Here is a 19,527-nt window from a genome sequence, read left to right as displayed (position 1 = left end):
CAAATTTCAAGCCAAATGTTAATTGTATTATTTTTCAGTGACTTAATTTATGGTTTTTTAAAGGTCAATGCTTTGACAGCGCACTACTCACCCTCAGCGGCAAGAAATTGCACAATCTGGTCCATCTGCCTGCAGCCGTCGGCCACACCCAGTTCGATCAGGCGTCTGGTATATTTTTGCTCAAACAACAGATAGCTCGCCAGGCTCGACTCGGAATGCTGGCGGATCCCAAGTCCCCGCAACAAGGTGCGTACCGCGAGGGGTAGACAGAGATAATATTCACTTGCCAGTAAATTAAAGTTTTGACTGGGGTTTATTAGCAGGCTTTGCACGGGTTTAAGCTCGGTTTCAATATTGTTGGCATGCAGGGTTTCGACGGTCTTATTCACCCGGTGCATTCGCTCCAGATCAGAATTCAGGGTATCCGTAAAAATAGTATCTAGCAGATGGCCTGCAACAGTAGCTAAGTCAGGGTGATGCAAACTACGCCGGCTGTTTTCTTCCTTGCGTGGATCTTCTACCCCGATAATCAGAATTTTATCGGCCCCGAGGTGGATGGGAGCACTCAGGGGGGCTAACTGATTAACCGAACCATCTCCGAAATATTGCTGATGGATCCTGACTGATGGAAAAATGATCGGAATGGCAGCGGAAGCCATTAAGTGATGTACGCCAAGTAAAGTGCGCTGACCACAACGTTTGGCCCGACGCCACTCGTCAGCATGATCTGACTGGAAAAACGTAATGGAGTCGCCATTGTTATAGCAAGAAGACGTAACTGAAAAACTGGATAAATAGCCTCCCATGATATTGCGGTCAATTCTTTGCAGATCCAGGATCCGGCCCAGCAGTTGCTTCAATGGTTTGTTATCAAAAACGCTAACCGGTTTCTTATTAGCGTAGTCAGCTTGAAAAGCCCCGAAAACATTTTGCATTAAGTGCCAGAACACTCTGGGATAGTCGGAATAATAAACCTGGTTGGTATGAAAATGGCGCCATACCGATTCAATTTTTTTAACCCCAAGATGAAAACAGGAGGCATAACAGGCAATACCTGCTGCATTAATTGCCCCTGCTGAGGTGCCACTGATAATATCAAAAGGTGCCGGGCTGGTTCTGGGATAGTGTTGAGCTATCGCTTTGAGTACGCCAACCTGATAGGCAGCACGAGCGCCACCACCGGTTAGTAACAGGGCCGTTTTTTTTCCGTTCAGTGGTCGTTGTCGTACCATAGTTATATTGAACTTTTCTGATGTATACTGCTCTTTGTTGTTATATTGCAATATATCTTAGCCACTAACAAGGAGTCACTTATGACCGCGCAACCATCGGGTAGCGGGCAGCAGCTGTATTATGCAGGCATTGCAGCAGTTGTTATTGTTATTTTACTGGCACTGTGGATGTTATTTAAACCAACCCAACAACCAGAGCCTGACATTATTGTGCCGGTAACGGTGCCAGGAGAAGTGGTTAATGACCCAGTGTTGTCGGTACCCGATGAAGAGCCTGTAGTCGATCAGGTAGCCGATACGGAAACAGAGCATGAAGCTGAGTCAGTAGTTGCCGTGCCGGTAACTGAACCTGAGCCGTTGCCACCTTTAGAAGCATCTGATCCGGTAGTAAAACAAGACGTGTTGAAATTTAATTGGCAGCCTGGTCTGGCAGGGCTAATTAACACCCAAAACATGATTCGCAACTTGGTTGTTACTATTGATAATATGGCGCAAAAACAGTTGGTTGCAAAGCATCCGGTATTAGTTCCGCTGGACCAGCCCCTTGTCACCATCGCCGATCCAGAAAACCAGACCTATCAGATCGATCCGGCAAGCTACCAACGATATGAACCTTACATACGGTTATTGGAAAGTGTCGATCCACAGCAAATGTTACCGGTGTTTAAGCGGTACCAGCCCTTGTTTGAGCAGGTTTTTGGTGAACTGGGTTATCCTGAATTGAGCTTTAAACAGCGCTTACAGCAAGCTTTATCAGCATTTTTAGCGATTGAGCCGCTGTCAGTTGATACCACGCTGGTGCGTAAATCAGTCGCTTACACTTATGCTGACCCTGCAGTAGAAAGCTTAAGTGATTTGGAAAAGCAAGTTATCCGCTTGGGTCCTGATAATCATCAGCGGTTACGCGCTGTCGCAAAAAAATATCTGGCTGTATTGGAAACTTCCGAGTGAATTCGCGGATGAGCAGTTGCCGTATTGTTTAAACATTGAGCAACAAAGCGGGGTGGTGGCTAAATTACTTGAAACCTGGCAGGCCATTGCGCATAATGCGGGCCTGCCGGTCAGGTGTTACCGTCCGGCATTCAATGGTAACTCCATTGGTCCTCTCGCAATGCTAGTAGGTTAACCTGGTCAGGTCCGGAAGGAAGCAGCCACAGCTTATGATGCAGGTGCCGGGATGTGGCTGGTGGAGTTGCCACCCACCCTGAGTTTTTTCTGATAATCTGCAGTAACAATAGCAAGCGCTGCTAAAATGTCGCTGTCTGCTATTTGCTGCTGTTCTAACAACATAATTAAGTCAACGGCCAGTTTAACGTGCGCCGGCGCATTGGCTAAACCGGCGTTAGTATTCGGACTAGGTTCTGGGTTTTTAGACACGTGATATTACCTGCAACGCGTCACTTATTGTCATCCAGAAACTGTCGGGCTCTGTTGACGGCTTCTTTCACTTTCATTTGCATTTCAAAGCGTTCACTTTGTGGTAAGTAAAACGACATATCCACTTCATACCGGATATAGCGGGGCGGCAGCAAATTTAACGATATACAGCATAAATCTGCCAGATATTCACTGTCTTTGTTGCGGTCCAGTTGTAGCTCCACAATATGGTCAAGTAACAGTTTTTCATAATAATTATGAATATCATCATCCAGTTTCATAAGGGCCTCTGTCTGCTAAAGTGTCAGGCCAAAGCATAATCAGCTTTAGCTAAAAACACCACCTAAAGATTGAGTTAACCAAGCACGCTGTTACAATGCCCGGGTCAAGACTAGCGGATAACTGCAATGCAAAAGAATACCAGCCCCTGTTACTACGGCGATTACCTGCAACTGGATAAAATACTCACCGCTCAGGCGCCAGAAAGCCTAAAGTACGGCAACGAAGCGCATGATGAAACCCTATTTATCGTGGTACATCAGGTATATGAATTGTGGTTTAAGCAAATTCTGCATGAGTTAAAAGCAGTAATGGCGGTATTTGCAGAAGCGGAAGTGAAAGACCAGCAGTTAACCGGTATTGTTCACAAGTTAAAACGCGTGATTACGGTTCAGCAATTACTGAATCAGCAGATAGCCGTCATTGAAACAATGACTCCGCAAGATTTCATGTCGTTTCGGGATTATCTGGTGCCAGCTTCAGGCTTTCAGAGCGTGCAGTTTAAAATGCTGGAAATAGGCCTTGGCCTGAAAAGCGAATATCGGATTGATTTTGATAAAAACTCTTTTTACAGTCGGCTCAATGAAAAAGACCGCCAGTTTTTAGAATCACTGGAAACACAGCCAAGTTTATTCGAAAGGATCGAAAAATGGCTGGAACGGATGCCGTTTCTTCAGCTTGACGATTTTAGTTTCTGGCAGATGTATCACAATGCCACCGCCCAAATGTTAGATGAGGATGCCAGCACAGTGGCGGGTATTGAGCAGATAGCCGAGCAGGATCGTCAACTACAGCTGGCAGAAATTCAGCGCACCAGAGCGAAGTTTGCCGCGTTACTCGATAAAGAAAAATATCAGGAGTTGCAAGAGCAGGGGACATTCCGGCTTAGCCAACGTGCGATGCTCTCGGCATTATTTATCAGTCTTTATCAGGAAGAACCGGTGTTTAATTTGCCGTTTCAGTTGCTGACCTGTTTAACTGAGATTGATGAAAACCTGACCATATGGCGTTATAAGCACGCTATGATGGTTCAGCGAATGCTTGGTACAAAAATAGGAACGGGCGGTTCCTCAGGCCACGACTATTTAAAACGAACTACTGAAAAGAACCGAATCTTTACCGATCTGTTTAATATGGCAACGTTTTTACTGCCAAAATCTGACTTACCGCTATTACCCGACCAGATTAAACGTAAATTAGGTTTCTATTTTGGACCCGAACGGTAAATCACAAACAGTAAATGCCGCCTTAAACAACTGTAAATGCAATTGGGTCAGGGCGGCAACATCTCGCTGGTAACCCCCGCCTATTACTGCTGCGACCGGTATGTCACGATTACGACAGGCACTAAGCACCAGCAGATCCCGCTGGTAAACGGCCTCAGTCGAGATATTAAGCAGGCCCAATTCATCTTGCTGATGAATATCAACACCAGCGTCATAGATGACCAGCTCAGGCTGATGCCAGTTTAGTAAGGTTTCCAGGCTTTGGTTAACCGTTTCAAGGTATTCGGTATCGTTGCAATGCTTAGCCAGGCCAATATCCCAATCGGAACTGATTTTACGGGCCGGAAAGTTTTTTTCACAGTGAATCGACGCGGTAATGATCGCTGGCTCAGTACTAAAAATACCGGCGGTTCCATCGCCCTGGTGCACATCCAGATCAAAAATTAACACCTTACTTACACCTTGAGCCAGCATGCATTGTGCGGTAAACGCCAGATCGTTGAACACACAAAACCCGGCACCTTCACTTCGCCTGGCGTGATGATAACCGCCACTTAAATGCAGCCCGATACCGCGTGCTAACGCCAGCTCGGCGCAAAGCCGGCTGCCTGCCACAGATACCAAAGAGCGGTCAACCAGGGCTTGTGACCATGGGAAACCAATCCGGCGCATAGCCTGCGTGCTAATGGTGCCATTGCAGATACTGTCGATATAATGACTATCATGAATGCAGTTAAGCGCAGAGGCAACAATAGGTTCTGGGGTACTGAATGCCTCTGGCATCACGCCAGAGGCCAGCAAGGCCTGAAACAAGGCCTGATATTTGGTTATGGGGTAGCGGTGACGCTCTGGCAGACTGAGCGCACTGTAGCATGGGTGATATATCAGGCCGGGAGACATCAGTGCCATCAGGGAGCCTGACGTTCATGTTTTAAAATTGCCTGCTCTACCTCACTTACCGCCCGACGACAGCGGCCGAGCCTGGCATGCAGTGCCAGAATACGGTTAGCAGTATCATCGCCACGATAACGCTCGGCTTGTTCAATCATGTCTAACAGGCGGCGCTCAAACTGCTGAAAATCGGTCAATTGCTGATAAAGATCTACCGTGCTGCTGGGCTCTGTTGCCGGCTTGGCAGATTGCCAAGTGCCCTGCTGCTTAGGTAATTTAATACTGCGTTGAAATTTACTGCGGGTTTGCTGGTTGCTGAAAGCTCGGGTCAACGCATCCACCTGAGCGGCTAAATGCTCGGCTAATCGCTGCTGACTCGCCGGTGAAAGTGTCGATTGATTATCACTCAACCGCTTCAGATTGCGCATCGCATCCGCAACATAATCGGCAAGATCGGGCGAGTGGCAACTAAACAGGCCACTTTCAAACCAGTCTTGCGGTTTGCCTGGCTGACGCTTCGCGTCTATCGCAGATGCCCGCTGATACAACTCGTTCAGCTGGCCAGCTAACAACTGCAGAGCACTCATGTATTGCTCCAGGCTTGCCAGGCTAAACGCAGAGCAATGGCGATAACGACACTGATAAATACTGGCCGGATAAATTTGCTGCCAAAGCGAATAGCACTGTGTGCGCCAAGAAATGCACCGAGCATCAGACATAACCCCATCGCAATGCCCAAAACATAATTAACATGGCCCAGCGCCATAAAAGCCACCAGTGAAAAACCATTACTGACAAAATTCATGGTTCTGGCAACACCGCTGGTCAGCAACAAGTTTATTTTATACATCGCCATACTCGAGACCATCCAGAAGGCACCGGTGCCAGGGCCGGCGACACCGTCATAGAAACCGAGGGTTAAACCTTGCAACCGCTGTTGCCAGAATAGCTTAGGGTTCTGTGGCGGTAATTGCAGTCGGTCATCTGGCTGAATTCGGTTAAACAGGGTGTAAATTGCTGCTAGCAAGATCAGCAGCGGTAGCAGTTTTTCCAGAAGTTCAGTACTGAGCTGGTCTACCACCAGTGTGCCAAGTAAGGCACCGATCGCTGTGTACCCGATACTACGGCGCCAGTATCGTGGATTAAATAATCGCTTCCGGTAATACGTGACAGATGCCGTAAGTGAGCCAAAGGTGGCAGCCAGTTTGTTGGTGCCCAGTACCAGGTGCGGCGGTAAGCCCGCCGTTAATAATGCTGGCACGGTTAATAAACCGCCGCCACCGGCAATAGCATCAATATAGCCGGCGACAAAAGCAACTGCACAGAGAACTAGCAATAAATTGGTGGCGGGCAGCAGTTCAGTTAGCACCTGGTGATATCCTGTCTGTATTCATTGTTATGGCTATCAATTTAGTTAGTATTCAATTTGACGCCGAAACGGCGGTAGGGTATCGAGCATGGCTTTGCCATATGATTTTGTTACCAGGCGGCGGTCCAGAATAACAATCCGGCCCTGATCCTGTTCCTGTCGCAGCAGTCTACCACAAGCCTGTACCAGTTTCCTCGCGGTTGCGGGGATTGCCAGTTGCACAAACGGATTTCCTCCTTTACGAGTTACCGCCTCGCTCATCGCCGCTTCCAGCGGCGAGGTGGGCACGGCAAAGGGTAGCTTGGTAATGATCAGGTTGGTCAGCAGTTTACCAGGCAGGTCCAGTCCTTCTGAAAAGCTCTGAGTGCCGAATAAAATACTGGTTTTGTCGTGTAGACAATTTTCATGGTGTAAGCTCAGTAACGATTGGCGGGATGCTTTCCCCTGAACCAGTAATGAAAAGCCTTTCGTGCGTAATGCCTCAGCGACTTGTTGCATTTGCCAGTAAGAAGCAAACAGCACCAGTGTCCCCTGATCCTTAGTAAGGTAGTCAGGCAGGATGCTTATCAGCTCATCAGTATAAGCGCTGGCTGTGGGCTCGTATTGCATTTTTGGTAACACAATGACGCCGTTTTGCTGATAAGCAAAAGGGGAGTCGACCCGCACCATTTGTAATCCGGGGTGATCGTTCAGACCGAGCTCGTATTTTATATGGTCGAACGAGTTTAAAACGGTCAGGGTTGCTGAACATAAAATGCCGGCATAAGCCTGAGAGAACAGCAGTTGCTCCAGGGTATGGGCAACACTTAACGGACAGGCATGAGCGGTTAACTGTTGTTGCTCGTCCCGAACTACCCAGCGAGCCTGATAAGCAGGTTCAGCCTGAGGTTGGGCATACAGTTGCCATAACGCGTGTTGTTGCTCCAGTTGCTGCGCCAGCTGGCTTAGCTCCTGCAGAAGCTTACTTTGACTTTTTTGTTTGCCGGGGGTTAACGCTACCTCACCCACAGCAGAACTGACTTTATCAAGCACAGCCAACGTTTTCAGGGCGCAGCTGGCAATAGGTTCGGCTTGTGTTTGCCATAATGCTGGCAGTGCAGCGTGTTCAAACCGATACTCTGTCTGGCTGGTTTCTGTAAACCAGCGGCTTTGCCAGTCACTCAGACTTTTTACCACTGGCTTTAGTAAGCCGAGCAATTCGTTACGATAATCGTCCAGTTTAAGTAAATCTTTTAAACTGGTCTCGGGTAAGCTTTGAATCAACTGATTACTTAGCTGCCCGAGCTTATCCAACCAAATGCTTGGCTGGCTTAGCTGAGCAAACGCGGCAAAATAATCACGTCCACATGCCGGCAGGTGGTGGGCTTCGTCAATCACGTAAATACAGTCTTCCGGAGGCGGCATAATGGCGTTGCCTGCGGCTAAATCTGCCAGCAACAAGCTATGATTGACAACAAGTAACTGGGCATCATTGATCTCTGCCCGGGCCAGATGAAACGGGCAATGCTGATGGCGCTTGTCGTTTTTACTGCAGTGATAAGGATCGGCACAGATGCTATGCCATACAGCATCATCGACTGCCAGCGGCAGTGTATCCTTGTCTCCCAGCCAGCTACGTTGTTGCCATGCCTGATATAGTGTTTCTAATATGGAGAAATTGTTTCGCTCACTTCTGGTCAGCAAATCCGGTTGTATTAACTGTTGTTTCAGACGTTCAATACAGGCGTAACGGGCCCGACCTTTTACCAGATTATATTCAAACGCAATTTCACTGTGCTGGCGAAAAAAAGGAATATCCTTATTGACCAGCTGTTCCTGCAAGGCAACGGTAGCAGTGGCGATCACCAGTTTTTTTTTGCGGGCCAGTGCTATCGGCAGCGTTGCCAGCAAATAAGCCAGAGATTTGCCGGTGCCGGTGCCGGCTTCAATCAAACCAATCCGGTCGTGGCGATGATATTGACCCGCCACAATATTAGCCATTTCGGCAATAAGTTTATTTTGTCCTGGCCGGTTATGATAATTGGGTAAAGCAGATTTCAGCTTTTGTTGGGCGTCTCGAATTTGCTGTTTTAACGATTCAGAGAGCATCTGTTCGGTTGACATAAGTTGGCAGTTTGCCTGTATAGACGTACAGTTTTTTGATTCTATACAGCATTAGATGATTTAGCAAAGTGTTCAGCAGACCTGAAACTTAAGATTTATGCTGACGAATTACCTAATGGTTCAGACACCATTGAAAATGCTTATGTAGCGGATAACTGAATTCGTACAAAAATGTTTACTTTTTGTACGGTAAATACGATGTTGGTCGGGCATTAAATGGCCGATAATCAGGCTAATTTATCGGAAATAGGCCAGTAAACGGCGTGATAAACCGTTTTTGATACCATTTTGGTGCAAATCAGCCCTGATTAAAGGATTGTTAAAATATTGCGCATCGCAACGGCACGACAACATTGTCGCTAAAATGTTCAGTAAAAGCTGTTGACCGTTGAGAAAAATACTGTTTATTATCATCTTGCGTCAAATAGTGTTGGATTTGAGTTAAATGGCATGCCATGCAACTTGAAAATACTTTGAAAAATAGAATCACTAGCAAGATAGTGATCCAGGGAGCGAACATGTATACAAATACTAAAATAGCGAAAGCAGTGCGCTTGGCAATTGCGTTCGGAGCGGTGTCAACGCTCGCAATGAATTCTGCTGTAGTTAGCGCGCAGGAAGACGCTGCAGCTGAGCAACAAATCGAAAAAATTCAAATTACAGGTAGCCGGATCAGAAGCGCCAATGCGGTTTCAACCAGTCCTATTTCAACAATTGGCGAGCTTGAGATTGAGCAGCAACAGCAGCCGGAAATTGAGCGTATATTCCGTAATATGCCTGCGTCGTTACCAGGCGATAACAGTAACGTAAACAACGGAACCGGCGGCGCAGCAACAGTTAACTTACGCGGACTGGGCTCAAACCGTAACTTAGTATTGATGAACGGCAAACGGATGGTGCCTTACAATACTGCCGGTAGTGTTGATACCTCTTCTATTCCCACCGCGCTGATTGATCGCATCGATATCGTTACGGGTGGTGCGTCAGCTGTATATGGTTCCGATGCTATCTCCGGTGCGATTAACGTCGTGCTGAAAAAGAACTTTGAAGGCGTAGAATTAGACGTATCTCATTCGCGTACCGCAGAAGCTGACGCTTTTGTTAACAACATGGCATTAACCCTAGGCGGTAATTTTGATGACGATCGCGGTAACGCAGTCGTTTCATTCAGCTGGTTAGATCGTGATTCTTTGCTGCTTGGCCAACGTTCGTTAGGTAATTATGGTATCGCAACTGCGAGCGGTGCAAACTATTCTAACTTTTTAGGTGGTGTTGCTCCTACTCCTCCTACTGACCCATTATGTGGTGGTAGCACAGAAAACGTGGTAGCACCTGGCGGTGGTAGTGGTACTACTATCCCTACCCGGGTCGGTGTAGTGGGTGTGCCTGCTGTAGGCGGTCAGTTCCGCGATGACAATACTCTGGTGCTTGGCCCTGCCTGTAGTGCGTTTAACTTTAACCCGTATAACTACTACCAGACACCAGCCAAGCGTTACAGCGCAACTGCGATGGCGCACTATGATATTACTGACGAACATACCGCATATGGTACGTTCAACTTTACTAATACATCAGTTCGTCAGCAGGTTGCACCGTCAGGTATTTTCGGTTCTACCTTCTGGATCCCGATGGCTAACCCGTTTTTATCTAGCCAGGCACAAAATGCGATTCTGACCGGCGCCAATGCTAACATCGGCGCATTAAATGGACCTGGCTTGGAAACCTGGCGTGATCTAAATGAAAATGGTGTCGTTGACAGTGCTGACTCCTTATTGATGAGTGCAAACCGTCGTACGCCAGAACTTGGTGCCCGTTCTACCTCATTTAATACGGATCAGTTCCAGTTAGTGCTTGGTATGGAAGGCTTTATTAGCGATACCTGGGCATATGATGTTTCAATTCAACACGGTGAAACGAATCGGGTAAATAGTAATGCCGGTTATACCAACGTGGCAAATATCGCAAATGCGTTAAATGCGGTGTCTGAAACTGAATGTCAAACTGGTGGTTCTGCTTGTGTACCATTAAATATTTTTGGTGGCTTTGGTACCATTACGCCTGAGATGGCGGCTTATGCGTCAGCCACGGCATTTTCAACAACTGAATATCAACAGCGTGTATTTTCTGCCATTATCGACGGACCTTTTGAGTCGGTTGTTTCGCCATTAGCTGAGTCATCACTGGCGATGAGTTTTGGTTATGAATATCGTGAAGAAATCGCCAACTTTAACCCGGATGAATGTTTAAAACTTGCCCCTGCAAGCTGTCTGGGTGGTGCGGGTGGTAACTCATTGCCTGTTGGTGGTTCATTTAAGGTAAATGAAATTTTCGCGGAAGGTAAATTACCGTTAGTTGAAAATACAACTATGGTTGACATCCTTGAGCTGGAATTTGGTTATCGCCATGCTAATTACGATACCGTCGGCGAAGTTGGTAGCTGGAAGTTAGGTCTGGCCTGGCGTCCGGCAGATCAATTATTGCTTCGTGTAATGAAGCAACAGGCAACTCGTGCGCCAAACGTGGGCGAATTGTTTGCGCCATTAACTTCAGGTCTTGACAACGCAAACCAAGATCCGTGTTCAGTTGCTAATGCCGGTAATATTGACGCTACACTGCAAGCCCGTTGTATATCAACTGGTATGACTGCAGCTCAGGTTGGCGCAGTTGATGACATCGTTAGTGGTCAAATTAACGTGTTATCAGGCTCTAACCCTAATGCGTTACCAGATGCTGAAACCGCTGATACCATGACTGTCGGCTTCGTATGGACCCCAGAGTTTGATTTAGTTAAGCGGGCTCAACTTTCAGTAGATTATTACGATATTGATGTCAATGGTTACATCGGTACCAATACCCCTCAAGAGATTTTGGACGGGTGTTATGTGTTAGGAAATGCCTCTCAATGCGCGCAAATTAATCGTATTGGTGGCGGCTTAACAATATCCGGTTCTGGTGTTGAAGCTTATACAACTAACTTATCTTACTTGCAGACCAGCGGTATTGAAGTTGCATTTAACTTCGGTTTCGATTTGGATAGCTACGGTTCTCTGGATTTCAGCGGTAATATTAATAAATACCTTGAAGTTGAAAGCTTAAGTTCTCCGGTATCTGAAGTTATTGATTGTAACGGTTACTACGGTACAAACTGTGATCCTCAGCATGAACTGCGTGCCACTCAGCGTACTACATGGAATTATGAAGATTTGTCAGTGTCGGTGCTGTGGCGCTATTTAGGCTCGATTGAGCGTGAGCCAGCGCAACAAGCGGCTACCTTTGAACCATTCCGTGAAATCAGTTCATACAGTTATTTTGATCTGTATGCCAACTACTTCATTACCGATGGCATAAGTGTAAGTTTTGGTGTTGACAACTTGTTAGACAAGAGCGCACCAGTTGTCGGCGGTGAAGCGGCTTCTACTGCTTACAATACCGGCAACACCTTCCCTGCGTACTACGACATGTTAGGTCGTACTTACAAAGCAAGCTTAAGTGTAAAATTCTAAGTTAATTATCAACAGTGTAAAAACGGCTGGTTCTCCAGCCGTTTTTTTTGTCTGCAAGTTGCCCATCATCTAAAGCCTCATTTGCAACCTTTTGTAAAAGTTTAGTGAAACATTGACTCTGGCGAAACGATACGTTTATTATTGCGCGCGGTTGGAAATTACGTTCCTTATTTAAGGTTAGTATTTTACTCTGAGACATTCTTGTCATTATAAAAAGATAGCCTCACTAGAAATAGTGTTCCAAGGAGAACTAGATGTATTTAAATAATAAATTAAGCAAGGCTGTGCGCTTAGCCATTGCTTTTGGTGCTGTGTCAACAGCGTCTTTTACAGCTGCTGTTAATGCTGCTGAAGAAGATGTTCTTGAAAAGGTTGAACGGATAGAAGTTACCGGTTCACGGTTGCGCTCTACCGATTTACAAGGTTTCTCGCCTGTTCAGGTAATTGATGGAAGCGATATTGATACGTCAAGTGTTGCCAATATCCAAGAATTGCTGCTGAAGAATCCTGCGTTTGGTGCGCCAGCAATCAGCCGGACCAACTCAAACTTTTCAACGTCTGGCGCTGGTGTGTCAACCGTAGATTTACGTAATTTAGGTACTGCACGTACGTTAGTACTGGTAAATGGTCGTCGCTATGTAACGGGTGTTCCAGGCTCAATGGCAGTTGATTTAAACACCATTCCTGCCCAGTTTATTGACCGGGTGGAAATCATGACTGGTGGTGCTTCGGCGGTTTACGGTTCTGACGCTGTTGCGGGTGTTGTTAATATCATTCTGAAAAAAGAGTTCGAAGGTGTTGAATTCGACGTGCAGTATGGTGAAAGCAGTGAAGGCGATTCGAAAGAAACGCAAATCCAGTTTACCACTGGCGTAACTTCTGCCAATGGCCGGGGCAATGCAATGTTGCATGCTGCCTATACCGATCAAGGTGCAGTTTTTTCAAGAGATCGTGAACGGTCAGCAACTGATGTCGCGTCTGAAGGTGCCTTTTTCACTGGCTTAGCTGAAGATATGTTCAATGCTGTGCCTTTGTTTTCAAGCTATGTACCTGCTGGCCGGTTCTTCGCTGGCGATAGCCAGTTTACCTTTAACGATGACGGCACTATTCGTCCGTGGGCCGCTACAGATGGTTTTAACCGTAATGGTGTTCGTACTATTGCAGTACCTACAGAACGTTATTTGTTAAGTGGTAGTGCCACCTATGAGCTGTCAGACCGTTGGTCTTCTTTTGTAGAAGGAACCTATGCGTCAAGCCAGACGATAACTGAATTAGAGCCATTCCCATTCGATACTGAAGCGCTTTATCAGAACAGTGGCGGTCAAATGCCGATTGAGTTTGAATCTTTTGTCCAAAATGCAACAGGTTCTTATGATCGGTTTGTCACCGTCAATCCTCTTATTCCGCAAGCGATAGTTAACGCGGCAGTTGATGAAGATGGTGATGGTTTACGCGATATATTCTTTACGCGTCGTCTGGCTGATGTTGCTAATCGTGGTAACGTAGCAGATCGTGATACCTTCCGTTTAGTAGCCGGTGTAGACGGTGAGATTGTTGATGGTTGGTTTGCTGATGCTTATGTTGGCTATGGTCAAACAAAAGAAGCTCAGGTTTCAAGTGGTCAGGTTAACGTACTAAACTTCCGCAGTGCTTTAGAAGTTGTGCCTGATGGTCAAGGCGGCCTAATGTGTCGTGATGCAACTGCGCGCGCGCAAGGTTGTGTCCCTGCAAACGTTTATGGCGCAGGTGCGCTGTCTGACGAAGCGGTAAATTATATTGCTGCCCCTGGCTTGCTGGCAACCTTTGCTTCACAAAAATATGCCGGCTTTAATATCTCTGGCGAGGTGTTCGAATTACCCGCTGGTATGATAGGTGTAGCTTTTGGTGGTGAATATCGCGAAGAGTTTTCACGTAGCGAGTTTGACCCGTTACAACAGGCAGGTTTAAATGCGGGTAATGCGATACCGCGTACTGAAGGCGAGTTCGATGTAACTGAATTTTACACCGAAGTTAATGTGCCTTTATTAGCTGACGTGTTTTTGGCAGACCAGTTAAATCTGCGTGGTGCAGTGCGTGTTTCTGATTACTCTACAGTAGGCAATACCACCAGCTGGAACGTAGCATTGGACTGGGCGCCTATTCCAGAACTGCGTTTCCGTGCTATTCGTGCACAATCTGTGCGCGCACCTAACGTAGATGAGCTGTTCTCACCGCCAACCCAGGATTTCCCTACCGGCTTAACTGATCCTTGTTTAGGTGTTACTGATAGCACTGCGGGTGCTACAGCGGAAGCCTGTCGTGCAGCACCAGGTGTTCAGGCAAATATCGATGCCAATGGTTCATTCACCCTGAATCAAGCTGATCTGCAAGGTGTCAGTGGTTTCAACCGCGGTAACCCGAATCTGGAAGCAGAAAAAGGTAAGTCCTGGACGTTTGGCTTCACTTTCTCACCAGAAGGTGTACTGGGCGACTTCGACTTCAATGTCGACTATTTCGACATTGAGATTGAAGATGCGATAGTTTCTACCCCAAGACAGTTTATTCTTGATCAATGCTACGCTGGTGACCCGTCACTGTGTTCATTTATTACCCGTCGTCCAACCGCTCAAGGCGCAAACAGTGCCGGTTCACTTGAGTTCATCGACGCTGGTGTAAGTAACAGTGGTGGCTTAGCGACTGAAGGTGTCGATTTAGTAGTAAGTTATGGTAAAAATCTGGAAGATTTTGATCTGGCCGGTCGTTTCAACGCTCGCTTATCTTACACTCACCTGTTAGATGGCTATGAGATCCCGTTACCGGGTTCAGCGAAAGACCCGTTTGCTGGTGAAGTAGGTGCAGCGGAAGATAAGTTTTATCTGACGATGGGTTATACAATCGGCGATGTTAGTATTTCTTGGAATACAACGTTTATTGGTCACTCTTACTTAGACGATCAATTTTTAGCTGGGTATGACTTAGCTCCGGAATCAGTTGGGGTAGGCGCGACGACTTATCATGACATCAACGTTTCTTATAAACCGTCTAATAACTATGAGTTATATGCTGGTTTACAGAATGCGTTCGATAAAGAGCCTCGTCCAATTATCTCTGGTTTACCAGGAAATAGCACCGGTACTGAGACTAATGCCAGTGTGTACGATCCAATCGGCCGCCGCATGTATGCGGGTGTTCGTATGAAGTTCTAATATCTGAAATCCTACTGCTAAGTAGGACAAGGATTATTATTATCACCGGCCAGTATACTGGCCGGTTTTTTTTGCCTGGAAAACGCCCGGTTGAACTGATATGCCGAGGTGCGACTGAAAGCCGGCTAGCGTTATCGGGCCAACAACAATTTCGTGTAGTTTGGGTTTGGTTTGTGCGGCTACTGTATACATAATGTAAAACACCTTGGCGCGCTTACATTCAACACAATACTGCTTTTATTTGCCAAAATTTTGGTTTGTTTTTAAGTATATGACTCAAAAGATAGCTTAACAGCGGAATTGAGTGCGGCTTTAGAGATAGTTTCCTGAAATTTGCGACGAACAACTGAACTTTTTATTGACCCCTGCTGAATCGATATGCATATTGGACAGGGTTAATGGCAGGGCGTCCTGCCATTGATTTTTGTTCGGGCTAGACAAGCACCGAGTACTATAAAATAAGAATTACTTTTTACAAAGTGATCCAGGGAGATCAAAATGTTCACAAATAACAAACTAAGCAAAGCCGTGCGCCTGGCTTTTGCTTTTGGTGCCGCGTCAAGTATGCTGGCAGCAGGAGCGGTTTCTGCACAAACTGAAACTTCAGAGGAAGAAGCAAAATCTGAAAAAACTGAACGCATTCAGGTTGTTGGTTCACGTATCCGTACCGACGGTTTAGATAATGCTACGCCTATTACCATTATCAGTGCTGATATTGCCAAAGATCAGGGCCTGAGTACGCTTGGCGAGTTATTGCGTACGTCTACTGTTGCTGCAGGCTCCAGCCAGTTAATTTCTGCTTTATCAGTTGGTTTTGTTACTGCAGGTGGTGCAGGTAACGAATCAATTTCTATGCGTGGTCTGGGTGCAAACCGTACTCTGGTTTTATTAAATGGCCGCCGTGCTGGTCCTGCCGGTACCCGTGGTCAGGTTGCTGCTTTTGATTTGAACTCTATCCCATTATCTGCGGTAGACCGGGTTGAAGTATTAAAAGATGGTGCATCATCTTTGTATGGTTCAGATGCGGTAGCTGGTGTAATCAATATTATTACCAAAAAAGGTGATGGTGCTAACGTTACCGTTAACCTGGACCAACCTTTTGAAAGCGGTGGTGAAAACTATCGTATTAACGCCACTTATGGCAAAACTTTCGACCGCGGTTCATTCCGGGTTGTAGCGGATTATAATTTACAAACTGAACTGGCTCGCGGCGATCGCGATTACTTTGCTTGTAACGAGCGGATGTTTTATAGCCAGTCTACCGGTGAGCGGACTGACCCGATTGACCCGCGTACCGGCGATTACCATTGTAGTGCTGCGCAATACGGCGTCTGGGTTTTTAACTATGCCCCTGGTGCATCAAACTTCCGTTCTGGCATGAAAGCGCAGTACGATTACGATGGTTTCTTCCAGCAGTTTGACCGGCCTACGTTTAATAGTCTGATCACAACACCTGGCCCGAACAACATCAGCGTGCCAGATGGCTGGTATCCGGTATCTTATGATAAAGAAACCGATGGTTGGGCCGATGCCGACCACCCATTCCAGAACAAGCAAAGCATGATACCGGAAAGCCAGGTTGCTTCAGTCTTTATGATGGGTGATTACGACCTGACGGATAGCATTTCTGCATACTCGGAGTTGACATTAAGCCAGCGTAAGACCGAAGTGAATAGCTTCCGTCAGTTCTGGACTGCGCAACTTGCTGGCAACGGTTATATTTTTGGCGGTACCGTCGATGGTTGGGATGGCTCTGTCGGCTTTATGCCAGTGGCAATGACAGATCATTCTGGAAATGAAACCACGGTTAATTACAGCCGCTATGTACTGGGTCTGGAAGGCGCAATTGGTGACTGGAGCTGGGATATTTCCTATCAGAACAGTTACAACAAAGGCGAATACGATACTCAGGTCATTTTATATGATGCCATGTTGATGGCTCAGAATGCCGTTTACGGCGGCCCTTGCGCCGGTGAGACTTCACCTGTGTCTGGCAAAAGCTGTGTAGAGGTAGATTGGTTAAGCCCGGATCATATCAATGGTAACCAGCCTCAGCAGGTTAAAGACTTCCTGTTTGATATTGATTACGGCCAAACCAGCTACCGCCAGCAAACCGTTGATGCGTATATTACCGGTGATGTGTTTGAACTGCCGGCAGGTATGGTTGGTGTGGCAGTTGGTAGCTCTTTCCAACAAGATAAGTTAAATGATATTCCGGGTGAAGCCACGTTAGCAGGCAACCTGTGGGGCTCGACCGGTGCCGGTATTACCCGTGGTAGTGCTGATACCACAGCAGTATACGGTGAGTTCTATGTTCCTTTGTTACGCGACATGTTTTTGGCGGAACAACTGGATGTAACGGCATCAGGTCGTTGGACTGATGTTTCTACTTATGGTGCAGATACCACTTATAAAGTTTCAGCAAACTGGGTAATTGGTAGTGGTTTCCAGGTTCGTGCTTCACGGGGTACGTCATTCCGTGCTCCGGCATTGTTTGAGTTGTTCCTGGAAGGTCAGACTGGCTTCCTGAACCAAACCGGCAATGATCCATGCTTAAACTGGTCTGGTCGTCTGGAAGAAGGCACCATCGACCCACGTGTTGCTCAGAACTGTGAAGCGGATGGTGTACCTGCAGAATATGTCAATCCGGGTAGTTCAATGACCTCTATCACTGGTGGTGGTGCAGGTGTACTGGAAGCTGAAACTTCTGTATCTAAAGGTATCGGCCTTGTTTGGAAGAGCCCGGAAGATACGGTTGGTTTCTCGGCAGATTACTATGATGTCGTAATCAGCTCACAGGTTTCTAACCTGGGTGGTGGCACGGTGCTTGGTTTATGTTACCGGTCTGAGAATTTCCCGACCGATCCACTATGTGACCAGTTTACCCGTCGTGACGGTACCAATGGTGATTTCGGTATTGATACCGTGCGCGGTGGCTATGTTAACGTCGCGCAGCAGAAAGTTCGCGGTACTGACTTTATGCTGACGTATCAGGATGATTTCGATTTTGGTTCTGTGCGTTTACGCTGGGATCACACGGTTCAGTTTGAACGTTCATTCAAACAATTCCCTGATAGCGAGCCATCACAGTATGTCGGTGATGTCGGTGATCCGAAGCATGTTGGCACCATGAGTGCGACATTAAATCGTGATGACTGGACTTATACCTGGAGCTTGCGTTACGCCTCTGCAACAGACGATTACCAGTATTTTGCTAATGGTAATGAAACCACTTATCGTGGTCAGCCGTCTACTTTTGTAGCGGAAACACCGACATACATTCTGCACAATGCTTCAGTGCAGAAAGAGTTTTATGGTGTTGATGTAACAGCTGGTATAGCTAACGTGTTCGATAAAGAACCACCACAAGGCTCGCCAGCTGGTGTTCGTACTGCCGGTAACTCCATACTGTATTCTCAGTATGATTTTGTTGGCCGTCGTTTATTCGTAAACTTATCTTACGATTTCTAAGCTGACAGCAGTACAAAGCTAAATATCAAGCCCCGCATGACGCGGGGCTTTTCTTTTAGGATATTGGCGTGGAATGCTTTTCAAAGCGCATTAAATTCATTACCATTAGCGCCCTTAAAATGTTCATTATCAGCAAAGAGTGGATTGCATGGCCGACGAAAATTTTAAAGACTCGTTTAATTTTTGGCAGTTTCTGGCTTTTGTGGCCGTTTTTGTTGCTTTGCTTTGCCTGGTGCCAATTGTGCGCTGGGTACAACTTTTGTTCTGATTTAAAACGTCAGCGAAAACCAGTCTGAAAAGGTAGTACCATGAATTTTCAACAGTTAGCCTCTGAATTAAAAGCAGTGATTAAAACCGTGCCTGATTATCCGAAGCCGGGTATTACCTTTCGCGATGTTACCAGCCTGATGCAGGATGGTCCGGCTTTTAAAAAAGTGATTGATGCTTTTGCGACATACTATGCAGACAAAGGTATAGAGAAAATTATTGGTACTGAATCACGTGGCTTTATATTTGGCGCTCCGCTATCTTATGCGCTGGGTATTCCTTTTGTGCCGGTTCGTAAACCAGGAAAGCTACCGCGCGAGCGTATTTCTCAAAGCTATACTCTGGAGTATGGCGAAGATGCCCTGGAATTACATGCCGATGCGATAGAAGCTGGTGATAAAGTATTGCTGGTTGATGACCTGTTAGCAACCGGGGGTACCATTGATGCCACGGTGCAACTGGTGCGGCGCCTGGGTGGAATAGTTGATCATGCCGCATTCGTTATTACCTTACCTGAACTTGGTGGGGTGGATAGGTTACAGGGGCTGGGTTTAAATATTCTAAGTCTGGTTGAGTATAGCGGCGAATAAGTTTAGGCTGGTGTCAGATCCCTTCTTTAAGCAT

General features: G+C 46.6%; 12 protein-coding genes, 1 other RNA gene and 1 pseudogene. 7 read left to right on the top strand and 7 right to left on the bottom strand.

The annotated features are described in order from the left end of the window. Positions 1-83: 83 nt before the first annotated feature. Complete coding sequence (locus tag B2Q61_RS16970) at positions 84-1,232, bottom strand: patatin-like phospholipase family protein (protein WP_290617923.1); 1,149 nt, start codon at positions 1,230-1,232, stop codon at positions 84-86. Between the two features lie 81 nt (positions 1,233-1,313). Here B2Q61_RS16970 and B2Q61_RS16965 point away from each other — a divergent pair, with 81 nt between their 5' ends. Both B2Q61_RS16965 and ffs read left to right on the top strand, forming a co-directional pair. Further along, positions 1,314-2,183 (top strand): DUF3014 domain-containing protein, encoded by an 870-nt coding sequence (locus B2Q61_RS16965; protein ID WP_290617921.1) that lies wholly within the window; start codon positions 1,314-1,316, stop codon positions 2,181-2,183. A 144-nt stretch (positions 2,184-2,327) separates the two neighbouring features. Beyond that, positions 2,328-2,424, top strand: an RNA gene (gene ffs, locus B2Q61_RS16960) — signal recognition particle sRNA small type. A gap of 29 nt (positions 2,425-2,453) precedes the next feature. Here ffs and B2Q61_RS17820 read toward each other — a convergent pair. Further along, positions 2,454-2,609, bottom strand: a pseudogene (locus B2Q61_RS17820) (DUF2496 domain-containing protein); the annotation flags it as partial. Between the two features lie 20 nt (positions 2,610-2,629). Beyond that, positions 2,630-2,890: a late competence development ComFB family protein gene (locus tag B2Q61_RS16950; protein ID WP_290617919.1), complete on the bottom strand. Its 261-nt coding sequence runs from the start codon at positions 2,888-2,890 to the stop codon at positions 2,630-2,632. Between the two features lie 126 nt (positions 2,891-3,016). On the opposite strand from B2Q61_RS16950, the gene B2Q61_RS16945 reads away from it, so the two are divergent. Further along, a complete protein-coding gene (locus tag B2Q61_RS16945; protein ID WP_290617917.1) occupies positions 3,017-4,114 on the top strand; it encodes a tryptophan 2,3-dioxygenase family protein in 1,098 nt (365 codons plus the stop codon). Here the strand turns inward: B2Q61_RS16945 and B2Q61_RS16940 are convergent. From B2Q61_RS16940 to dinG, 4 genes are read right to left on the bottom strand one after another with little or no spacing between them, the layout of a single operon-like run. Continuing rightward, positions 4,085-5,023, bottom strand: a complete 939-nt coding sequence (locus tag B2Q61_RS16940; protein ID WP_290617915.1) for a histone deacetylase family protein — start codon at positions 5,021-5,023, stop codon at positions 4,085-4,087. The two genes, B2Q61_RS16945 and B2Q61_RS16940, sit on opposite strands and share 30 nt — an antisense overlap. Beyond that, complete coding sequence (priC, locus tag B2Q61_RS16935; RefSeq protein ID WP_290617913.1) at positions 5,023-5,592, bottom strand: primosomal replication protein PriC; 570 nt, start codon at positions 5,590-5,592, stop codon at positions 5,023-5,025. The genes B2Q61_RS16940 and priC overlap by 1 nt, the downstream gene beginning before the upstream one ends. Continuing rightward, positions 5,589-6,374: a sulfite exporter TauE/SafE family protein gene (locus B2Q61_RS16930; protein ID WP_290617911.1), complete on the bottom strand. Its 786-nt coding sequence runs from the start codon at positions 6,372-6,374 to the stop codon at positions 5,589-5,591. The genes priC and B2Q61_RS16930 overlap by 4 nt, the downstream gene beginning before the upstream one ends. Positions 6,375-6,419: 45 nt before the next feature. Further along, positions 6,420-8,477, bottom strand: a complete 2,058-nt coding sequence (gene dinG, locus B2Q61_RS16925; RefSeq protein ID WP_290617909.1) for an ATP-dependent DNA helicase DinG — start codon at positions 8,475-8,477, stop codon at positions 6,420-6,422. Between the two features lie 518 nt (positions 8,478-8,995). Between dinG and B2Q61_RS16920 the strand changes: the two genes are divergently transcribed. The 4 genes from B2Q61_RS16920 (at position 8,996) to apt (ending at position 19,493) form a co-directional block, all read left to right on the top strand. Beyond that, positions 8,996-11,980 carry a TonB-dependent receptor domain-containing protein gene (locus tag B2Q61_RS16920; protein ID WP_290617907.1) on the top strand — a complete coding sequence of 995 codons (2,985 nt, stop codon included), beginning with the start codon at positions 8,996-8,998 and terminating at the stop codon, positions 11,978-11,980. Positions 11,981-12,234: 254 nt separating this feature from the next. Beyond that, entirely contained in the window at positions 12,235-15,165 is a 2,931-nt protein-coding gene (locus B2Q61_RS16915) for a TonB-dependent receptor domain-containing protein (RefSeq protein WP_290617905.1), read from the top strand. A gap of 498 nt (positions 15,166-15,663) precedes the next feature. Beyond that, positions 15,664-18,636, top strand: coding sequence for a TonB-dependent receptor plug domain-containing protein (locus B2Q61_RS16910; RefSeq protein WP_290617903.1), 2,973 nt, complete (start codon positions 15,664-15,666; stop codon positions 18,634-18,636). A 308-nt stretch (positions 18,637-18,944) separates the two neighbouring features. Next, the gene (apt, locus tag B2Q61_RS16905) at positions 18,945-19,493 is read left to right on the top strand and encodes an adenine phosphoribosyltransferase (protein ID WP_290617901.1); all 549 of its coding nucleotides are present in this window, start codon (positions 18,945-18,947) and stop codon (positions 19,491-19,493) included. The last annotated feature ends 34 nt before the right edge of the window (positions 19,494-19,527 follow it).

The organism is Arsukibacterium sp. UBA5043 (assembly GCA_002415085.1).
GTDB lineage: Bacteria > Pseudomonadota > Gammaproteobacteria > Enterobacterales > Alteromonadaceae > Alishewanella.
Note: the sequence above shows the minus strand (reverse complement) of the source record. Positions and strands in the feature narration are given on the sequence as shown.